At 73.5% G+C, this 23,237-nt stretch carries 1 protein-coding gene; it reads right to left on the reverse strand.

Translation table 11 applies throughout. The annotated features are described in order from the left end of the window. Positions 1-28 precede the first annotated feature (28 nt). Entirely contained in the window at positions 29-23,227 is a 23,199-nt protein-coding gene (locus tag AC4IHM_RS03420; RefSeq protein WP_490865594.1) for a type I polyketide synthase, read from the reverse strand. Positions 23,228-23,237: the final 10 nt, after the last annotated feature.

Genomic DNA, 23,237 nt, shown 5'->3' on the forward strand with positions numbered 1-23,237 from the left:
AACCTTCCTGTGGTGGATCAAGCTCGTCTCAGTGGTCGCCGTTGCGGCCCAGCTCGTTGTCGATGAAGGCGAAGATGTCGTCGGTGCTGGCCGACTCGAAGCCTTCGTCGACGGCGGTGCCGGTCGTTTCGGGGGTGGTGCCGCGCACCGTGTCGAGCATCTGGCCGAGGCGGAGGGCGAGGCCTGCCCGGGTGATCTCATCGGGGGCGCCGGTGGCGAGGAGGGCTTCCAGCCGGTCGAGTTCGGCGAGGAGCGACGGTCCCTGCGGGGTGTCGTCGTCGCCGACCAGTTCGGAGACGAAGTGTTCGGCGAGCGCTGTGGGGGTCGGATAGTCGAAGACCAGGGTGGCCGGGAGGCGCAGGCCGGTCGCGGTGGACAGGTGGTTGCGCAGTTCGAGGGCGGTCAGGGAGTCGAAGCCCAGTTCGCGGAACTCTCGGGTGATGTCGACGGACTTCGGGGAGGCGTGGCCGAGTACTCGGGCGGCCTGTTCGCGGACCAGGTCGGTGACGTGCCGGGTGCGTTCGGCGGCGTCGAGTTCGGCGAGCTTGGCGCCGAGTGCGGCGGAGGCGCCGGCCGCGTCGGTTGCGGCGGCGGTGCGGCGGCCGCCGCGGACCATGGAGCGGAACAGCGGCGGCAGGTCCTCGGGGGCGGCGCCGCGCATCGCGCCGGGGGCGAGGCCGACCAGGACGAGGAAGGTCTCGTCGGAGCCGCGGGCGATGTCGAAGAGTTCCAGGCCTTGTTCGACGGCGAGCGGCGGCAGGCCGCCGGACTGCATGCGGCGCATGTCCGTGTCGGAGAGGGTGCTGGTCATGCCGCCGTCGTGGGCCCAGGGGCCCCAGGCCAGCGAGGTGCCGGCGAGGCCGAGTTCGCGGCGGTGCCGGGTGAGGGCGTCCAGGAACGAGTTGGCGGCGGCGTAGTTGCCCTGGCCGGGGCTGCCCATGACTCCCGCGATGGAGGAGAAGGGCAGGAAGGCGGCGAGGTCGAGGTCGCGGGTCAGTTCGTGCAGGTGCCAGGCGGCGTCGACCTTGGGCCGCAGTACGGCGGCGAGCCGTTCGGGGCTGAGCGAGGCGATCACGCCGTCGTCGAGGACACCGGCGGTGTGGACGACGGCGGTGAGCGGGTGCTCGGCCGGTACGGCGCCGATGAGGGCGGCGGTGGCGTCGCGGTCGGCGGTGTCGCAGGCGGCGAGGGTGACCTCGGCGCCCAGTTCCCGCAGTTCGGCGGCGAGTTCGGTGGCGCCGGGGGCGTCCGGGCCGCGCCTGCTGGTGAGGAGCAGGTGGCGCATGCCGGCGGCGGCGAAGCGGCGGGCGAGGTGTCCGCCGAGGGCGCCGGTGCCGCCGGTGATGAGGACGGTGCCGTCGGGGTTCCAGCGGGGCGGCATGGTCAGCACGATCTTGCCGATGTGCTTGGCCTGGCTCATGTACCGGAACGCCTCTCGGGCCCGGCGGACGTCCCAGGTGCGCACCGGGAGGGGCTTGAGGGCGCCGTCGGCGAACAGTTCGAGGAGTTCGCCGAGCAGGGCCCGGTTCCGCTCGGGTCCGGCTTCGCCGAGGTCGAAGGCGCGGTAGTGGACATCGCCCGTCGAGCGCGGGTCACGGATGTCGGTCTTGCCCATCTCCAGGAACCGGCCACCCGACGCCGTGATCCGCAACGACGCGTCCACGAACTCACCCGCGAGCGCGTTCAGCACCACATCCATCCCACGCCCGCCCGTGACCGAACGGAACTTCTCCTCGAACCCCAGATCACGCGACGACGCAATGTGATCGTCGTCCAGACCAAGACCCCGCAACGCCTCCCACTTGCCCTCACTCGCCGTCGCGAACACCTCGGCACCCAGATACCGCGCCAACTGAACGGCCGCCATACCCACACCACCCGCACCCGCGTGGATCAGCACCCGCTCCCCCGCCGACAGACCGGCCAGATCACGGAAGGCGTACAGCGCGGTCAGGAACACCAGCGGCACCGACGCCGCGTCCTGCTGGGTCCAGCCGTCGGGGACGCGGGCGACGTAGTGCTGGTCGGCGACGACGACGGGTCCGAAGCCGCCGGGGACGGTGCCGAGGACGCGGTCGCCGACCGCGAGTCCGGTGACGGCCTCGCCGACCGCGGTGATCACACCGGCGGCCTCGGTGCCCATCGGCCCGGACTCGCCGGGGTACATGCCGAGGGCGTTGAGCACGTCGCGGAAGTTGAGGCCGGCGGCGTCGACGTCGATGCGTACCTGGTCGGGGGCGAGCGGCTGGAGGACTTCGGGGCAGGGGGCGAGGACGAGGTTGTCGAGGCTGCCCTTGCCTGTGGTGTCCAGGCGCCAGGGCGCGCCGGCCGGCGCGGCGAGGCCGGGCGCGGTGGCGAGCCGTTCGAGGCGGCCGACCAGCGGGGTGCCCTGGCGGACCGCGAACTGGGCGTCGCCGGTGGCGAGCAGGGCGGGCAGGCCGGGCAGCAGGGCCCGCAGGGTGTCACCGGCGGTCCGGTCGTCGGTGGCACGGTCGTCGCCGGCCGGGGCGTCCAGGTCGAGCAGGACGAACCGGTCGGGGTTCTCCGACTGCGCGGAGCGCACCAGGCCCCAGGCGGCGCCGGCGGCGAGGTCGTGGACGGTCTCGGTGTCGGTGGCGGCGACCGCGCCGCGGGTGACGAACACCAGGCGGGTGCGGTCGAGCCGGTCCGCGGCCAGCCATCGCTGGACGAGGTCAAGGGTGTGGGTGGTCAGGGCGTGGACCGCGCCCGGTACGTCGGCTCCGGGGCCGTATGGATCGCCGTCGGCCGTGCCGTACGCCCCGGTGAGCGGGACGCAGACGAAGTCGGGCAGGTCGGCGGCGGGGTCGGCGAGTTCGGTGAGGCCGGTCAGGGCGCGGCCGGTGCCGAACACGTCCTCCCCGAGGGCGGCGAGGGTCAGGCCCTCGACGGGCTTGACCTCGGGTGCCGCGGTCCAGTCGAGGCGGAACACCGGTTCCTGACCGCCGGTCGGGGCGGCGGGGCGGGGCACGCTCGGGGCGCGCAGGACGAGGGACTCGGCGGAGAGGACGGGGGCGCCCTCGGCGTCGACGGCGGTGAGCCGGACCGACTCGTCGCCGAGCCGCACGATCCGGGCCCGCAGGGTGGTGGCGCCGGCGGCGTGCAGGGACACGCCGTTCCAGGTGAACGGCAGCAGCGGGTTGTCCTCGCTGCCGACGCCGAGGTAGCCGTTGGCGTGCTGGACGGCGTCCAGGAGGGCGGGGTGCAGCCCGAAGTACTGGGCGTCGCCCGCGATGTCCTCGGGGAGGGCGACCTCGGCGAACGCCTCCTCGCCGCGCACCCACACCTGGCGCAGTCCTTGGAAGGAGGGGCCGTACTCGGTGCGGCTGTAGTCGCCGTCGAAGTCGACGGAGACGGCGTCCGCCGGCGGCCACTGCGGGGTGTCGAAGGTGCTGGTGTGCTCCTCCTCGGCGATGAGGCCGTCGGCGTTGCGTGCCCAGGGGCCGTCCACGGCGTCGGAGGGCCGGGACCAGAAGGTGATGGTGCGGGTGCCGTGTTCGTCGGGGGCGCCGATGGCGACCTGGACCGAGGTGGGGGTGCGTTCGTCGAGGACCATCGGCGCGGTGAGGACGAGTTCCTCGACGCGGCCGCAGCCGACCTGGTCCGCGGCGCGCACGGCCATCTCCAGGTAGCCGGTGCCCGGCATGATGACGGTGCCGCCCACCTTGTGGTCCAGCAGCCAGGGGTGGACCTGGAGGGAGATCTGGCTGGTGAACAGGGCGCCCTCGGAGTCGGCCAGCGGGACGGCGGCGCCGAGCAGCGGGTGGTCGGCGGAGATCAGTCCGGCCGTGCTGATGTCGCCGGTGAGGGCGGCGGGGCGCGGCCAGTACCGCTCGCGCTGGAAGACGTAGGTGGGCAGGTCGACGCGGCGGGCGCCGGTGCCGGCGAACCAGGCGGTCCAGTCCACGCGGACGCCGTTGACGTGGAGTGCGGCGAGCGCGGTGAGCAGGGCCGTCTCCTCGTCGCGGTCCTTGCGCAGGGCGGGCAGGACGACGGCCTCGTCCCGGCCTTCGGCGTCGAGGGTCTGCTGGGCGAGCGCGGTGAGGACACCGCCGGGTCCGATCTCCAGGAAGGCGTTGGCCCCGGCGTCGGCCAGGGCGGTGACCCCGGCGGCGAAGCGGACGGTGCCCCGCACGTGCCGTACCCAGTACTCGGGGTCCGTCAGCTCGCCGGGACCGGCGACCGATCCGGTGACGTTGGAGACGACCGGGATACGGGGCTCGGTGTAGGCCAGGCCCGCGGCGACCGTGCGGAAGTCGTCCAGCATGGGTTCCATCAGCGCCGAGTGGAAGGCGTGACTGACCGAGAGGCGCTGGGTCTTGCGGCCTTCGGCGGCGAACTCGTCGGCCAGGGCGAGTACTTCGGTCTCGGCGCCGGCGAGGACGACGGACCGGGGTCCGTTGACGGCGGCGAGGGCGACGCCCTCGGTGAGGCGCGCGGTGATCTCGTCCTCGGTGGCCTGGACGGACACCATGGCGCCGCCGGACGGGAGTTCCTGCATGAGGCGGGCGCGGGCGGCGACCAGGGCGCAGGCGTCGTCCAGGGAGAACACCCCGGCGACATGCGCGGCGGCGATCTCCCCGACGGAGTGTCCCGCCACCTGGTCGGGCCGCACTCCCCAGGACTCGACGAGCCGGTACAGGGCGACCTCGACCGCGAACAGGGCGGGCTGGGTGAACCCGGTGGCGTCGAGCCGCCGCGTGTCGCCGTCCTCGAAGAGCACGTCCCGCAGGGCCGGTTCGAGGCGCGCGAGTACGGCGTCCAGGGCGTCGGCGAACACCGGGAAGCGGCCGTACAGTTCGCGGCCCATTCCGGCGCGCTGGCTGCCCTGCCCGGAGAACAGCACCGCCAGGGAGCGGTGGGCGGCGCGACCGCGCGCCACCTCGGCCGGGGCGGCGCCGGGTCCGGCCAGGAGCACGGCGCGGTGGTCGAAGCGGGCCCGGCCGGTGGCCAGGGAGTGGCCTACGTCGAGCGGGTCGGCGCCGGTGAGCGCGACCACCTGGGCGGCCTGTGCGTCGAGGGCCTGTTCCGACTTGGCGGAGACCGGCCAGGGCACGACGGACGGGGTGGCCTTCGGCCGGGCGGCCGGCTCCGGCTCGGCGGGGACCTCCGGGGCCTGCTCGATGATGGTGTGGGCGTTGGTGCCGCTGATGCCGAAGGAGGAGATGCCCGCGCGCCAGGGGCGTCCGGTCTCGGGCCAGGCGGTCTCTTCGGTGAGGAGCCGGACGGCACCCGTCTCCCAGTCGACGTGAGTGCTCGGCCGGTCCACGTGCAGGGTGCGCGGCAGGACGCCGTGGCGCATCGCCATGACGGTCTTGATGATGCCGGCGACACCGGCGGCGGCCTGGGTGTGGCCGATGTTCGACTTGATGGAGCCGAGCAGCAGCGGCCGGTCGGCGGGCCGCTCCCGGCCGTAGGTGGCCAGGAGCGCCTGGGCCTCGATGGGGTCGCCGAGCGGAGTGCCGGTGCCGTGGCCCTCGACGGCGTCCACGTCGGCGGGGGTGAGTCCGGCGCCGGCGAGGGCCTGCCGGATCACCCGCTGCTGGGAGGGGCCGTTGGGCGCGGTGAGGCCGTTGCTCGCGCCGTCCTGGTTGACGGCGGAGCCTCGGACCACGGCGAGGATCTCGTGCCCGTTGCGGCGGGCGTCGGAGAGGCGTTCGACGACGATCAGACCCACGCCCTCGGACCAGCCGGTGCCGTCGGCGGCGTCCGCGTACGCCTTGCACCGGCCGTCGGTGGCCAGGCCGTTCTGCAGGGTGAAACCGGAGAAGGCCGACGGGGTGCTCATCATGGTGACGCCGCCCGCGACGGCGAGGTCGCACTCCCCGGCGCGCAGTGCCTGCATCGCCCAGTGCAGGGCGACCAGGGACGACGAGCAGGCCGTGTCGACGGTGACCGCGGGGCCCTCAAGGCCGAACGTGTAGGCGAGGCGGCCGGAGACGACGCTGGCGGCGAGCCCGGTCCCGGCGTGCCCCTCCAGGTCCTCGCGGGAGTTCATGACGAGGGTGGAGTAGTCCTGGCCGTTGGTGCCGACGAAGACGCCGGTGCGGCTGCCGCGCAGCCCGTCGGGGTCGATGCCGGAGCGTTCGAACGCCTCCCAGGTGGTCTCCAGCAGAAGCCGCTGCTGCGGGTCCATGGCGAGGGCCTCGCGCGGAGAGATCCCGAAGAACGCGGCGTCGAACTCGGCGGCGCCGGGCACGAACCCGCCGCGCAAAGTGGCGCTGCGGCCACGGCCGTCGGCGCCGCCGGACATCAGGGTGGCGAGGTCCCAGCCGCGGTCCTCGGGGAAGGCCTCGATCCCGTCGCGGCCCTCGCTGAGCATCGTCCACAGGTCCTGCGGGGAGCGCACCCCGCCGGGCAGCCGGCAGGCCATGCCGACGATGACGACCGGATCCTCGGCCAGGGCGGCGACGGCGGCCGGGCCGGGGCCGTGGCTGTCCTGCTCGCCCAGCAGCGCGGTGACGATGTGCGCGGCGAGGGCCTGCGCGGTCGGGTAGTCGTACACCGTGGTGGCCGGCATGCGCAGGCCGGTGGCGACGGCGAGCCGGTTGGGCAGTTCGATCGCGGTGAGCGAGTCGAAGCCCAGATCGCGGAAGGCACGGTCGGGCGCCACCGCCTCCGGCCCGGGGTGGCCGAGGACGGCCGCCGCGTGGGTGCGCACGAGGTCGGTCACCAGCGCGATCCGCTCGTCGGCGGGGAGCGCGCGCAGCCGTCCGGTGAGCCCCGACGCGGCGCTGCGGGTCCGGTCGAGGGTGTCCTCGGCGTCGGCGAGTGCCTGCCGGGCCTCCGGCAGGTCGCGCAGCAGGGCGTTGCCGCGCAGGCCGATCAGACCGTCCAGTATGTGCGGCTGGCGGGGGTCGAACAGGACGGGCGCGGGTTCGGGCCGGGTGACCGCCTGCCGGAGCGCGGCAAGAGCCAGGTCGGGGTGGACGGCGGGGTGGGCGACGCCGGTGGGGCGCGGGCCGGTACCCGTGCCGGCGCCGCCGCCGTCGTCGCCGGTCCAGGCGCCCCAGGCGATCGAGACGCCGGGCAGCCCGTCGGCGTGGCGGCCCCGGGCCAGCGCGTCCAGCACCGCGGTGGCGGCGGCCAGGTTGGCGCGGCCCGCGGTGCCGACGGTGCCGGCGACGGAGGAGCACAGGACGAACGCGTCCAGGTCCAGGCCGCGGGTCAGTGCGTCGAGGTGGACGGCGGGCACCGTGCGGGCGTGGTGGAGGGCGGCGAACCGCTCGGGCGTGAGGTCGTCCAGTACCCCGTCGTCGACGACCGCGGCGGCGTGCACCACCGCGGAGAGCGGTGCGTCGGCCGGTACCGCGTCGAGGACGGCGGCCAGGGCCTCCCGGTCCGCCGCGTCGCAGGCGACCAGGGTGACCCGGGCGCCGAGGTCCTCCAGTTCGGCGCGCAGGTCGTCGGCGCCGGGGGCGTCGGGCCCGCGGCGGCCGAGCAGCACCAGGTGCTCGGCGCCCGCTCCGGCCAGCCAGCGCGCCACATGGGCGCCCCGGCCGCCGGTGCCGCCGGTGACGAGGACGGTACCGCGCGGCTGCCAGCCCGCGTCCGGTGCCGCCTCGGGGGCGGCCGTCAGACGGCGGCCGAAGGCGGCGGAGGAGCGTACGGCGGTCTGGTCCTCCCCGTTGTGTCCGGCGAGGACGGCGGCGAACCGGCGTGCGGCCCGCTCGTCCAGTTCGGCGGGCAGGTCGACGAGGCCGCCCCAGGCGTCGGGGTGTTCCAAGGCGGCGACCCGGCCGATGCCCCAGACCGCGGCCTGCGCGGGCGCGGTGACCGCCTCGGTGCCCGCCACGGCGACGGCACCTCGGGTCACACACCACAGCGGGGCGTTCACCCCGGCGTCCAGCAGCGCTTGGAAGAGCGTCGCGGACGACACGCCGGCGGACTCCGGGGAGTCGGCGAGCGCCAGCAGCGACACCACCCCGGCGAGCACGGCGCCGCCGTCGGCGAGGGCCCGCAACCGGGCGGCGAGGTCGTCCCGGCGGACGGAGTCCACGGTGAGGCGTACGACATCGGTGCCGAGGGCGTCGAGCACGGAAGACGGCCACGGGTCGTGGGCGTGCTCGGCGGGCAGTACGGCAAGCCAGGTGCCGGACGGGGTGGGGGCGCCCGCGGGCAGGGCGAGCGGCTTCCATGTCTCGTGATGCCGGTTGGAGTCGACCATCGCCTGGTCGAGCCGCCTGCGCCGCCAGTTGGAGAGCGCGGGCAGTACGGCGCCCAACGCCTCGGTGTCCACGGACAGATCGGCGGCGAGACTGGTCACGTCCTCGCCCTCGACCGCGCTCCAGAAGGCCGTGTCGAGCGGGTCGGTCCCACCGCCACGACCGGCAGGACGCCGGGTGTCGGGCCAGTAACGGGACCGCTGGAAGGCGTAGGTGGGCAGTTCGACGCGTCGGGCGCCGGTGCCTTCGAATCCGGCGGCCCAGTCGACACCGACTCCGGCGACATGGAGTTGGGCGAGCCCGCTCAGCAGGGCCGTCTCCTCGTCCCGGCCCTTGCGGAGAGCGGGGACGACGACCGCCTCGGCCGGGTCCAGGACTTGCTGGGCGAGGGCGGCCAGCACACCGCCGGGCCCGATCTCCAGGAACGCGTTCGCACCCGCGGCGGCCAGGGCAGCCACTCCATCGGCGAAACGCACGGTCTCCCGCACATGCCGCACCCAGTACTCCGGGTCCGTCAACAAGCCCGGCTCGGCAAGCGATCCGGTCACGTTCGAGACAATTGGGATGCGCGGCTCGGCGTAGGCCAGCCCCTCGGCAACCCGCCGGAAGTCGTCCAGCATCGGCTCCATCAGCGCCGAATGGAAGGCGTGACTGACGGAAAGACGCCGGGCCTTACGCCCCTCGGACGCCAACTCATCTGCGAAGGCGTCGACTTCGCTCTCGGCACCGGCGACCACCACAGAGTCCGGACCGTTCACGGCGGCCAGCGACAGCCCCTCCGTCAGACGCCCGGCAACCTCAGCCTCCGTCGCCTGCACCGCCACCATCGCACCACCAGCAGGAAGTTCCTGCATCAACCGGGCACGGGCAGCCACCAGCGCACACGCATCCTCCAGCGAGAACACCCCCGCCACATGCGCGGCGGCGATCTCACCGATCGAGTGACCCGCCACGAACTCCGCCGTCACACCCCACGACTCGACAAGACGATAAAGAGCCACCTCCACCGCGAACAACGCAGGCTGCGTAAACCCGGTGGCATCCAGACGCCCCGACTCCCCGTCCTCGAACAACACCTCACGCAGGACCGGCTCGAACCGCGCAAGGACGGCATCCAAGGCCTCCGCGAACACCGGGAAACGGCCGTACAGTTCACGGCCCATCCCCACCCGCTGCGAACCCTGACCCGAGAACAGCACCGCAGTCGAGCGCTCCCCCGCACGCCCCCGAGCCACCTCCACCGGCCCGCCCCCACCACCGGCCAGCAACACCGCACGATGCTCGAACACCGCACGACCCGACACCAACGAGAAACCCACATCCAGCGCCGAGGCATCCACGGAGGCGACACGGGCGAGCTGCGCGCCCAGCGCCTCCGGAGACTTCGCGGAGACCGGCCACGGCACCACGGACGGGGCGGCCTTCGGCTCGGGCACCTGCTCGGCCGAGGTCTCGGGGGCCTGCTCGATGATGGTGTGGGCGTTGGTGCCGCTGATGCCGAAGGACGACACGGCGGCGCGGCGCGGGCGCCCGGTCTCGGGCCAGTCCGTGGTCTCCGTCAGGAGGCGTACGTCGCCCTCGGCCCAGTCGACGTGCGTGGACGGCCGGTCGATGTGGAGGGACCTGGGCAGGACCCCGTGCCGAAGGGCCATGACGGTCTTGATGACACCGGCGACTCCGGCGGCGGCCTGCGCGTGACCGATGTTGGACTTGATGGAGCCCAGCAGCAACGGCCGCTCCGGGTCCCGGTCCTGGCCGTAGGTGGCGAGGAGGGCCTGCGCCTCGATCGGGTCGCCGAGGGTCGTACCGGTGCCGTGCGCCTCGACGGCGTCCACATCGGCGGTGGACAGACCGGCGCCCGCGAGGGCCTGCCGGATCACCCGCTGCTGGGACGGACCGTTGGGCGCGGTGAGCCCGTTGGAGGCGCCGTCCTGGTTGACTGCCGAGCCGCGCAGTACCGCAAGGACGGGGTGACCGTGGCGGCGGGCGTCGGAGAGCCGCTCGACGACGAGCATGCCCACGCCCTCGGACCAGCCGGTGCCGTCGGCGGAGTCCGCGAAGGCCTTGCAGCGCCCGTCGGAGGCCAGCCCGCCCTGCCGGGTGAAGCCGGCGTAGCCCATGGCGGTGGACATCACCGTGACACCGCCGGCGAGCGCCAGGTCGGCCTCGCCCGAGCGCAGCGCGTGCGCCGCCCAGTGCAGGGCGACCAGCGAGGAGGAGCAGGCGGTGTCGATGGTGACCGCGGGGCCCTCAAGTCCGAAGGTGTAGGAGAGCCGGCCCGAGATGACGCTCGTGGCGAGGCCGGTGGGGGCGTGGCCCTCGGCGTCCTCGCGGGAGTTCATGACGAGTGTGGTGTAGTCCTGGCCGCTGGTCCCGACGAACACCCCGGTACGGCTGCCCCGCATGGTCGCGGGGTCGATGCCGGCGCGCTCGAACGCCTCCCAGGAGGTCTCCAGGAGCAACCGCTGCTGCGGGTCCATCGCCAGGGCCTCGCGCGGGGAGATCCCGAAGAACCCGGCGTCGAAGTCGGCGACATCGTAGAGGAAGCCGCCCTCGGTGGTGGCGCTGCGGCCGTGACCGCCCTCGCCGCCTCGCTGGAGGGTGTCCAGGTCCCAGCCGCGGTCGGTCGGGAAGGCGGAGATGCCCTCGCCGCCGTCCAGGACGAGTTGCCACAGCTCCTCGGGGGAGCTGACGCCGCCGGGCATCCGGCAGGCCATGCCGACGATGACGACCGGGTCGTCGGCGAGCGCCGGGGTGACGGTCGTGGGGGTGGCGTCGCCGGTGGCGCGCCGCTCGTCGAGCAGGGCGGCGACCAGGTGGTCGGCGAGGACGGTGGGGGTCGGGTAGTCGAAGACCAGGGTGGCCGGGAGCCGCAGGCCGGTGGCCGCGGTGAGGCGGTTGCGGAGTTCGACGGCGGTCAGGGAGTCGAAGCCCAGGTCGTGGAAGTCGCGTTCGGCGTCGATGGCCTTGGCCGAGGAGTGGCCGAGGACCGAGGCGGCCTCGGTGCGGATCAGGTTGACGGCGAAGCGTCCGCGCTCTTCCTCGCGCAGGTCGAGGAGGCGGCGGGTGAGTTCGGCGGCGGTGCTCGCGCCACCGACGGCGGTCGCGGCGGCGCGCCGGGTGCCGCGTACGAGGTTGCGCAGCAGCGGCGGGACGACGCCGGGCATCCGGGTGTTGCCGGAGGCTCCGATGGGCACGAGGTACGGCTCGTCGGAGACCGTGGCGGCGTCCCACAGGGCGAGGCCCTGCTCGACGGTGAGCGGCGGGGCTGCGGAGGCCGCCATACGGCGCATGCCGGCTTCGGTGAGGGCGGCGGTCATGCCCCCGCTCTGCTCCCACGCGCCCCACGCGAGCGACTGGCCCACGAGCCCCTCGGCCGCACGCCGTTGCGCGAGCGCATCCATGAACACGTTCGCCGCCGCGTAGTTCGCCTGCCCCGCACTGCCCATCACCCCGGACACCGACGAGAACATCACAAACGCGGCCAGACCCAGATCCCGCGTCAACTCATGCAAATACCACGCCGCATCCACCTTCGGACGCAACACCGACGCCAGACGCTCCCCCGTCAACGACGTCACCACACCGTCATCCACCACACCCGCCGCATGCACCACCGCCGTCAACGGAGCCTCCACCGGCACCGACGCCAGCAGACCCGCCACCTCCGCACGCACCGTCACATCACAAGCCCGCACCACCACATCAGCACCCAACCCCTCCAACTCCCCGACAAACTCACCCACACCCTCCGCCCCAGCACCCCGACGCGACACCAACAACAACCGCCGCACACCACGCACCGCCACCAGATGACGAGCCACCTCACGACCCAGACCACCCGTACCACCCGTCACCAACACCGTGCCCGAACCCGACCACCGCACCGGCAACCGCAACACAATCTTCCCCACATGCAACGCCCGGCTCATGAACCGGAACGCCTCACGCGCACGACGCACATCCCAGACACGCACCGGCAACGGCCGCAGCACACCCTCCGCGAACAGCACCAGGAGTTCGGCCAGCATCTCCGCCGTCCGGTCGGGCCCCGCCTCGCCGAGGTCGAAGGCGCGGTAGTGGACATCGCCCGTCGAGCGCGGGTCACGGATGTCGGTCTTGCCCATCTCCAGGAACCGGCCACCCGGAGCCGTGATCCGCAACGACGCGTCCACGAACTCACCCGCGAGCGCGTTCAGCACCACATCCACACCACGCCCGCCCGTGACCGAACGGAACTTCTCCTCGAACCCCAGATCACGCGACGACGCAATGTGATCGTCGTCCAGACCAAGACCCCGCAACGCCTCCCACTTGCCCTCACCCGCCGTCGCGAACACCTCGGCACCCAGATACCGCGCCAACTGAGCGGCCGCCATACCCACACCACCCGCACCGGCATGGATCAGCACCCGCTCCCCCGCCGACAGACCGGCGAGTTCGGTGAGGCCGTAGTAGGCGGTGAGGAAGACCAGCGGTACGGAGGCCGCGTCCTCGTCGCTCCAGCCGTCGGGGACGCGGGCCAGGAAGCGTTCGTCGATCAGAACGTCGGTGGCGAGGCCGCCGGGGACCATGCCCATCACACGGTCGCCCACGGCGAGCCCCGTGACCTCCGGACCGACGGCGGTGACAACGCCCGCCGCCTCGGCGCCGAGCAGTCCGGCCTCGCCGGGGTACATGCCGAGCGCGTTGAGCACGTCACGGAAGTTCAGACCGGCGGCACGGACCTCGATACGGACCTGCCGGGCCTGCGGCTCCTCCAGTTCCTCGGGGCAGGGGCGCAGGGTGAGTGCGTCCAGGCTGCCGCGGGCGGTGGAGTCCAGGCGCCAGGGGCCGTCGGCGGGCGGCAGCAGGGACGGTCCGCTCACGGCCCGGTCGAGTCGGCCGACCAGGACCGCGCCGTCGCGGACGACGAACTGGGCGTCGCCGTCCGCGATCGGACCGGCGAGCCGGGGCAGGATGTCGGCGGCGACGGCGGTGTCTTCCAGGTCGAGCAGGGCGAACCGGGTCGGGTTCTCCGACTGGGCGGCGCGGACGAGACCCCAGACCGCGGCGGCCGGCAGGTCGTCGACCCGCTCGCCGGGGCGGGCGGCGAGCGCACCTCGGGTGACGAACAGCAGCCGGGCGTCGGCGAATCGCTCGTCGGCCAGCCACTCCTGCGTCAGGGCGAGGGCCTGCGCGGCCCTCTCATGGGTGGCGGCGGGCACGTCGGCGCCGTCGGCGAGGGCGGGTACCGGGACCAGCACCACGTCCTCCTCGCCGGTCAGTCCGGCGAGGGTTGCGACGGCACCGTCCGCGCCCAGGGGGCCGGCGGTGGCGTGCCGGACGGCGGGCGCGTCGCCCGTCTCGGGGGCGGCGGTCCACTCCAGGCGCAGCAGCGAGTCCAGCTCGGTACGGCGGGCGGTGGGAGCCTGCACTCCGGCGGGGACCCGCAGTACCAGCGACTCGGCGGAGAGCACCGGGGCGCCCTCGACGTCTACGGCGGCGATGGACACCGAGTCGTCGCCGGTGCGGGCGACGCGGAAGCGCACCATGGAGGCGCCCCCCGCGTGCAGCGACACGCCGGCCCACAGGAAGGGCAGCAGCTTGTGCTCGTCGTCCAGGCCCGCGAAGCCGACCGACTGGACGGCGGCGTCGAGCAGCGCGGGGTGCATGCCGTAGTACGCGGCGTCGTCGGCCTGGGACGGCAGCGCCGCCTCCACGAAGGCCTCGTCGCCGCGCTTCCACACGGCGCGGATGGTGCGGAAGACGGGGCCGTACTCGGTGCGGTCGTAGAAGTCCTCAAGGTCCACGGCGACGGCGCCCTTGGGGGGCCAGGCCGAGGTGTCGAGGGGGAGGGCGACGGCGCCCATGGTCAGGGTGCCGGAGGCGTGCTCGGTCCAGGCCTCGTCCGGCGCGTCGGCCGGCCTGGAGTACAGGCTGACCGTGCGCGAGCCGTTCTCGTCGGGCGATCCGACCCACACCTGGACGACTACGGCGGCGCCCTCGGGCAGCAGCAGCGGGGTCGCGAGGGTGAACTCCTCGACCCGGTCGCAGCCCACCTCGTCGGCGGCGCGGACTGCCAGCTCCAGGAAGCCGGTCGCGGGGAAGAGCACCATGCCGCCGCCCACGGTGTGGTCGGCGAGCCACGGGTGCGTGGTGAGGGAGAGGCGGCCGGTGAACAGCACCCCCTCGGAGGCGGCGAGCGCGGTCGCGGCGCCGAGCAGCGGATGCTCGGCCGGCCGGAGTCCGGCCCCGGTGACATCCCCGGTGTGGGTGGCGGGGCGCGGCCAGTACCGCTCGTGGTGGAAAGCGTAGGTGGGCAGTTCGAGGCGTCGGGCGCCGGTGCCTTCGAATCCGGCGGCCCAGTCGACACCGACTCCGGCGACATGGAGTTGGGCGAGCCCGGTCAGCAGGGCCGTCTCCTCGTCCCGGCCCCTGCGCAACGCCGGGACGACCACCGCCTCGGCCGGATCCAGGACTTGCTGGGCGAGGGCGGCCAGCACACCGCCGGGCCCGACCTCCAGGAAGGCGTTCGCACCCGCGGCGGCCAGGGCAGCCACTCCATCGGCGAAACGCACGGTCTCCCGCACATGCCGCACCCAGTACTCCGGGCTCGTCAACAGGCCTGGTTCCGCCACCGATCCGGTCACGTTGGAGACCACCGGGACACGCGGCTCGGCGTAGGCCAGCCCCTCGGCAACCCGCCGGAAGTCGTCCAGCATCGGCTCCATCAGCGCCGAATGGAAGGCATGACTGACGGAAAGACGCCGGGCCTTACGCCCCTCAGCGACGAACTCGGCAGCGAGAGCGTCAACTTCACTCTCCCCACCGGCGACCACCACCGACTCCGGCCCGTTCACGGCGGCCAGCGACAACCCTTCCGTCAGACGCCCGGCAACCTCAGCCTCCGTCGCCTGCACCGCCACCATCGCACCACCGGCAGGAAGTTCCTGCATCAACCGGGCACGGGCAGCCACCAGCGCGCACGCGTCCTCCAGCGAGAACACCCCGGCCACATGCGCGGCAGCAACCTCACCGATCGAGTGACCCGCCACGAACTCCGGCGTCACACCCCACGACTCGACAAGACGATAAAGCGCCACCTCCACCGCGAACAACGCGGGCTGCGTGAACCCGGTGGCATCCAGACGCCCCGACTCCCCGTCCTCGAACAACACCTCACGCAGGGCCGGCTCGAACCGCGCAAGGACGGCATCCAATGCCTCCGCGAACACCGGGAAACGGCCGTACAGTTCACGGCCCATCCCCACCCGCTGCGAACCCTGACCCGAGAACAGCACCGCGGTCGAGCGCTCCCCCGCACGCCCCCGAGCCACCTCCACCGGCCCGCCCCCACCACCGGCCAGCAACACCGCACGATGCTCGAACACCGCACGACCCGACACCAACGAGAAACCCACATCCAGCGCCGAGGCGTCCAGGGAAGTGACGCGTTCGAGCTGGCCCGGGAGTGCTTCTTCGGTGCGGGCGGAGACCGGCCACGGCACGACGGACGGGGTGATCGCCGGCTCCGCCGGTTCCCGCTCGGTCGTGTCGTCCTCGGCGGCCGGTTCGGGCTGTTCCAGGATGACGTGCGCGTTGGTGCCGCTGAGGCCGAACGAGGAGACACCGGCCCGCCAGGGGCGCCCGGTCTCGGGCCAGGCGGTCTCCTCGGTGAGGAGGCGGACCGCTCCGGCCGCCCAGTCGACGTGCGTGGACGGCTGGTCGATGTGGAGGGACCTGGGCAGGACGCCGTGGCGCAGGGCGAGCACCATCTTGATGACGCCCGCGACTCCGGCGGCGGCCTGGGTGTGGCCGATGTTGGACTTGATGGAGCCGAGCCACAGCGGTCGCTCCGGGTCGCGGTCGCGGCCGTAGGTGGCGAGGAGGGCCTGCGCCTCGATCGGGTCGCCGAGGGTCGTGCCGGTGCCGTGCGCCTCGACGGCGTCCACGTCGGCGGTGGACAGACCGGCACCCGCGAGGGCCTGCCGGATCACCCGCTGCTGGGAGGGGCCGTTGGGCGCGGTGAGGCCGTTGGAGGCGCCGTCCTGGTTGATGGCCGAGCCTCGGACGACGGCGAGGATCTCGTGGCCGTTGCGGCGGGCGTCGGACAGCCGCTCAAGGACGAGCATGCCCACGCCCTCGGACCAGCCGGTGCCGTCGGCGGCGTCCGCGAAGGCCTTGCACAGTCCGTCGCCCGCGAGGCCGCCCTGCCGGGTGAAGCCGGAGAAGTTCATCGGGGTCGACAGCACGGTCACCCCGCCCGCGAGGGCGAGGGAGCTTTCCCCGCTGCGTAGGGACTGGGCGGCGAGGTGCAGGGCGACCAGCGAGGAGGAACAGGCGGTGTCGACAGTGAGGGCCGGGCCCTCAAGGCCGAGGCTGTAGGAGACCCGGCCGGAGATGACACTGGTGGCCAGGCCCGTACTCGCGTGTCCCTCGACATCCTCGCGGGAGGTCATGACGAGGTTGGCGTAGTCCTGACCGGTGGTGCCTACGAACACGCCGGTGGCGCTGCCGCGCAGCCCGGTGGGGTCGATGCCGGCGCGTTCGAACGCCTCCCAGGAGGTCTCCAGGAGCAACCGCTGCTGCGGGTCCATCGCCAGGGCCTCGCGCGGGGAGATCCCGAAGAAGCCCGCGTCGAAACCGCCGACATCGTGCAGGAAGCCGCCCCGGCGGGTGGCGCTGACGCCGCGGTTGTCCTGCCCGCCGCCGAAGAGGGCGTCGAGGTCCCAGCCGCGGTCGGTCGGGAAGCCGGTGATGCGGTCCTCGCCGTCGGCGAGCATCCGCCACAGGGCGTCCGGGGTGTCGACGCCGCCGGGCATCCGGCAGGCCATGCCGACGATGACCACCGGGTCGTCGGCGACGTCGGCGGCCACGACGGGCAGGCCCAGGTCGCCGTGCTCGTCGAGGAGTTCGGCCACCAGGTGCTCGGCGAGGCCCTGCGGGGTCGGGTAGTCGAAGACGAGGGTGGCGGTCAGGCGGAGGCCGGTGACCGTGGTCAGGCGGTTGCGCAGTTCGACGGCGGTCAGTGAGTCGAAGCCGAGTTCGCGGAACTCGCGGCCGGTCTCGACGGCCTTGGCCGAGGAGTGGCCGAGGACGGCGGCGGCCTCGGTGCGGACGAGTTCGACGACGTGCCGGACCCGGTCCTCCGCGGGTAGGGCGAGCAGGTGCCGGGTGAGTTCGGCGGCGGTGCTCGCGCCGCCGATCGCGGTCGCGGCGGCGCGCCGGGTGCCGCGTACGAGGTTGCGCAGCAGCGGCGGTACGACGCCGAGGACGCGGGGGTCGCCGGTGGCGGAGCCGATGGGCACGACGAGGGGTTCGTCGGAGCCGGTGGCGAGGTCGAAGAGGGTGAGACCCTGCTGAACGGTGAGGGGGGTCGCGCCGGAGGCGGCGATGCGCTTCATGTCGGCTTCGGTGAGGGCGGCGGTCATGCCCCCGCTCTGCTCCCACGCGCCCCACGCGAGCGACTGGCCCACGAGCCCCTCGGCCGCACGCCGTTGCGCGAGCGCATCCATGAACACGTTCGCCGCCGCGTAGTTCGCCTGCCCCGCACTGCCCATCACCCCGGACACCGACGAGAACATCACAAACGCGGCCAGACCCAGATCCCGCGTCAACTCATGCAAATACCACGCCGCATCCACCTTCGGACGCAACACCGACGCCAGACGCTCCCCCGTCAACAACGTCACCACACCGTCATCCACCACACCCGCCGCATGCACCACCGCCGTCAACGGAGCCTCCACCGGCACCGACGCCAGCAGACCCGCCACCTCCGCACGCACCGTCACATCACAAGCCCGCACCACCACATCAGCACCCAACCCCTCCAACTCCCCGACAAACTCACCCACACCCTCCGCCCCAGCACCCCGACGCGACACCAACAACAACCGCCGCACACCACGCACCGCCACCAGATGACGAGCCACCTCACGACCCAGACCACCCGTACCACCCGTCACCAACACCGTGCCCGAACCCGACCACCGCACCGGCAACCGCAACACAATCTTCCCCACATGCAACGCCCGGCTCATGAACCGGAACGCCTCACGCGCACGACGCACATCCCAGACACGCACCGGCAACGGCCGCAGCACACCCTCCGCGAACAGCGCCAGGAGTTCACGGAGAAGGGACTGGATGCGCTCGGGTGCGGCTTCGCCGAGGTCGAAGGCGCGGTAGTGGACATCGCCCGTCGAGCGCGGGTCACGGATGTCGGTCTTGCCCATCTCCAGGAACCGGCCACCCGGAGCCGTGATCCGCAACGACGCGTCCACGAACTCACCCGCGAGCGCGTTCAGCACCACATCCATCCCGCGCCCGCCCGTGACCGAACGGAACTTCTCCTCGAACCCCAGATCACGCGACGACGCAATGTGATCGTCGTCCAGACCAAGACCCCGCAACGCCTCCCACTTGCCCTCACCCGCCGTCGCGAACACCTCGGCACCCAGATACCGCGCCAACTGAACGGCCGCCATACCCACACCACCCGCACCCGCGTGGATCAGCACCCGCTCCCCCGCCGACAGACCGGCCAGATCACGGAAGGCGTACAGCGCGGTCAGGAACACCAGCGGCACCGACGCCGCGTCCTCGGTGCTCCAGTCCTGGGGGACGGTGACGAGGTAGCGCTCGTCGACGAGCACGGTGTCGGCGAGGCCGCCGGGGACCATGCCCATCACACGGTCGCCCACGGCGAAGGCGGTGGCCTCCGGACCGACGGCGGTCACGACACCCGCCGCCTCCGAGCCGAGCAGTCCGGCCTCGCCGGGATACATGCCGAGCGCGTTGAGCACGTCACGGAAGTTCAGACCGGCGGCGCCGACCTCGATACGGACCTGCCGGCCCTGCGGCTCCTCCAGCGCCTCCGGTGCGGGGACGAGGGCGAGTGCGTCGATGCTGCCGGGCGCGGTGGAGTCCAGGCGCCAGGGCAGGCCGGGTACGGGCAGCAGGCCCGCACCGCTGGTGAGCCGGGCCAGGCGCGCCACCAGAAGGCTGTCGTCGCGCACGGTGAACTGGGTGTCGCCTGCGGCGAGGAGCGCGGGCAGCCGGGACAGGATCTCGCGGGAGGGAACCTCGGTTGCGGCGTCCAGGTCGAGCAGGGCGAACCGGCCGGGGTTCTCGGCCTCGGCGCTGCGGACCAGACCGTGCGCGGCGGCAGCGGCGAGGTCGGGCGCCGCCTCGTCGGTGCCGGTGGCGACGGCGCCTCGGGTGACGAACACGAGGCGGCCGGCGGAGCTGTCGAGGTCGAGCCACTCCCGTACCAGCCGGAGGGTGCGCGCGGTGAGGTCGTGGACGGCGGCGGGCGTGTCGCCGTCCGGGGTCGCCAGCGGGACCAGGACCAGGTCGGCGGCCGGGTCCACCGCGGCGGCAGCGGCGAGGTCGGCCACGGAGGCGGGCCAGGGCGCGGTGCCGCCTGCGGTGACCGCGTGGACCGGTGCGGTGCCGCTGTCGGGGGCGGCGACCCACTCCAGCCTGAGCAGGCCTTCCTGTTCGCGCTGGTGCAGGGCGGGCGCCCGGAGGGCGGAGGGGGCCCGCAGGACCAGGGACTCGGCGGAGAGCACCGGCTCGCCCTCAACGTCGACGGCGGCGATGGAGACGCAGTCCTCGCCGATACGGGCGACGCGGACGCGGACGACGGCGGCGCCGCCCGCGTGCAGGGACACCCCGGACCAGGAGAACGGGACGAGCTTCTTGCCGTCGCCGAGCCCGGCGAAGCCGACGGACTGCACGGCCGCGTCGAGCAGGGCGGGGTGCATGCCGTACGAGGCGGCGTCGTCGGCCTGGGGCGGCAGGGCGACCTCGACGAACGCCTCGTCGTCGCGGGTCCACACGGCGCGCAGTCCTTGGAAGACCGGGCCGTACTCGGTGCGTTCGTAGAATCCCTCCAGGTCGGCGGCGACGGCGCCGCGCGGCGGCCAGACGGAGGCGTCGAAGGCGGCGGTGCGTTCGCCGGTGGTGAGCAGGCCGGTGGCGTGCTCGGTCCAGCGCTGCTCGGGGTCGTCCACGGCCTGGGAGTAGACGGTGACGGGGCGGGCCCCGCTGTCGTCGGGGGCACCGATGGCGACCTGGACGACGGCGGCGGAGTCCCGGTCGAGGATGAGCGGCTTGGAGAGGGTGAGTTCCTCGACGCGGTCGCAGCCGACCTGGTCGCCTGAGCGGACGGCCAGCTCCAGGAACCCGGTGGCGGGGAAGGCGGCCATGCCGCCGACGGTGTGGTCCATCAGCCACGGGTGGGTCTGGGCGGAGAGGCGTCCGGTGAACAGGACGCCGTCGGTGCCGGCCAGGGAGACGGCGGCGCCGAGCAGGGGGTGCTCGGCGGAGACGAGTCCGGCGGCGCTCACGTCCCCGGCGGCGGCCATCAGGGTGGGCCAGTACCGCTTGTGCTGCCAGGCGTAGGTCGGCAGGTCGGTGCGCCGGGCGCCGGTACCGTCGAAGCAGACGGTCCAGTCGACATCGACGCCGGCGACGTGCAGCCGGGCCAGGGCGGTGAGCAGGGCGCGTTCCTCGGCGCGGTCCTTGCGGAGCGCGGCGACGGCGACGGCGGTGTCCGTGGTGACGCTCTGCTGGGCGAGGGCGGTGAGTACGCCGTCGGGGCCGAGTTCGAGGAAGGCGTCGGCGCCCGCTTCGGTGAGGGCGCGGATCCCGTCGGCGAAGCGGACGGTGGCGCGGACGTGGTCCACCCAGTAGTCGGGGGTGGTCAGGAGGTGGTCGTCGGCGAGGGCGCCGGTGACGTTGGAGACGACGGGGATCAGCGGTTCGTGGTAGGTCAGGTTCTCGGCGACGCGGCGGAACTCGGCGAGCATCGGTTCCATGAGCGGCGAGTGGAAGGCGTGACTGACCGAGAGGCGCTGGGTCTTGCGGCCCTCGGCGGCGAACGCGGCGGCGAGGGCGAGGACTTCGGTGGCGTCGCCGGACAGGACCACGGAGTCGGGGCCGTTGACGGCGGCGAGGGAGATCCCGGCGGTGAGCCGGGGGGCGGTCTCGGCCTCGGTGGCCTGGACGGCCACCATGGCGCCGCCCGTGGGGAGTTGGCTCATCAGGCGGGCGCGGGCGGCGACCAGGGCGCAGGCGTCGGCCAGGGAGAGGATTCCGGCGACGTGGGCGGCGGCGATCTCGCCGACGGAGTGGCCGCCGACGAACTCCGGGACGACGCCCCAGGATTCGACGAGCCGGTACAGGGCCACTTCGAGGGCGAAGAGGGCGGGCTGGGTCCAGCCGGTGGTGTCGAGGAGGTCGGCCTCGGGGGTGCGGCGCCCGGCGAAGACGATGTCGCGCAGGGGGCGCTCGAGGTGCGGGTCGAGCAGGGCGCACGTCTCGTCGAAGGCGGCGGCGAACACCGGGAAGCGGGCGTGCAGTTCCCGGCCCATGCCGGCGCGCTGGGAGCCCTGGCCGGAGAAGAGGACGGCGAGTGGGCGTTCGGTGGCCCGGCCGCGGGCGACTTCGGTGGGGACGCCGTCGAGGCCGGACAGGAGGACGGCTCGGTGTTCGAAGAGGGAGCGTCCGGTGGCCAGGGAGTAACCGATGTCGAGGCCGTCGGCGCCGGTGCGGGCGGTGACGCGGGTGATCTGCTCGTCGAGGGCGCCGTCGGTGCGGGCGGAGACGGGCCAGGGCACGACCGTGGGGACGGTCTTGGGCTGCGGGGCGGGCTCGGGCATGGTGGGCTCGGCCTGTTCCAGGACGACGTGGGCGTTGGTGCCGCTGATGCCGAAGGAGGAGACGCCGGCGCGGCGGGGTCGTCCGGTCTCCGGCCAGGTGGTGGGCTCGGTGAGCAGGCGGACGGCGCCGGAGGACCAGTCGACGTGCCGGGAGGGCGGGTCGGCGTGCAGGGTCGGCGGGAGGGTGCCGTGGCGCATCGCCATGACCATCTTGATGACGCCGGCGACACCGGCGGCGGCCTGGGCGTGACCGATGTTCGACTTGATGGAGCCGAGCAGGAGCGGCTGGTCGGCGGGGCGTTCCTGGCCGTAGGTGGCGAGGAGGGCCTGCGCCTCGATGGGGTCGCCCAGGGGGGTGCCGGTGCCGTGCGCCTCGACGGCGTCGACCTCGGCGGGGGTGAGTCCTGCGGTGCCGAGGGCCTGGTGGATGACGCGTTGCTGGGAGGGGCCGTTGGGGGCGGTGAAGCCGTTGGAGGCGCCGTCCTGGTTGACGGCGGAGCCGCGGATGACGGCGAGGACGGGGTGTCCGTTGCGGCGGGCGTCGGAGAGGCGTTCGAGCAGGAGCAGGCCGACGCCCTCGGACCAGCCGGTGCCGTCGGCGGTGTCGGAGAAGGCCTTGCAGCGGCCGTCGGAGGCGAGTCCGCCGGCCCGGGAGAACTCGATGAGGGAACCGGGCGCGGACATGACGTTGACGCCGCCGGCGAGGGCGAGGGTGCACTCCCCGGCGCGCAGGGCGTGGGCTGCGGCGTGCAGGGCGACGAGGGACGAGGAGCAGGCGGTGTCGACGGTGACGGCGGGGCCCTCTAGGCCGAGGCTGTAGGAGAGGCGGCCGGAGGTGGCGCTGGCGGCGATGCCGGTGCCTATGTCGCCGGTGGCGTCGGACAGGGAGCGGACCAGGAGGTAGGCGTAGTCCTGGCCGTTGGTGCCGACGAAGACGCCGGTGCGGCTGCCGCGCAGACTGCGGGGGTCGATGCCGGCGCGTTCGACGGCCTCCCAGGAGGTTTCCAGCAGGAGCCGCTGCTGCGGGTCCATGGAGACGGCCTCGCGCGGGGAGACGCCGAAGAAGGCGGCGTCGAAGTCGGCGACGGAGTCGAGGAAGCCGCCCTGCCGGCTGACGGAGTGGCCGCGGGCGTCGACCCCGGCGTCCTGGAGGGCGCCGAGGTCCCAGCCGCGGTCGGTGGGGAAGCCGGAGACGGCGTCGGCGCCGGAGGCGACGAGGTCCCACAGGTCCTCGGGCGAGGTGACGCCTCCGGGGTAGCGGCAGCTCATCGCGACGACGGCGACGGGTTCCGAGGCCGCGGCGGCGAGTTCGCGGTTGTGCCGCCGCAGACGCTCGGTCTCCTTGAGCGAGGCCCGGAGAGCTTCGACAACTTTTTCGCTGGGCGTGGTCATGATTGCTCCG

Source organism: Streptomyces sp. SL06, from assembly GCF_058244745.1.

Coding starts and splice junctions, on each gene's coding strand:
- AC4IHM_RS03420 (WP_490865594.1), bottom strand. CDS start 23,227: ATGACCACGCCCAGCGAAAAAGTTGTCGAAGCTCTCCGGGCCTCGCTC.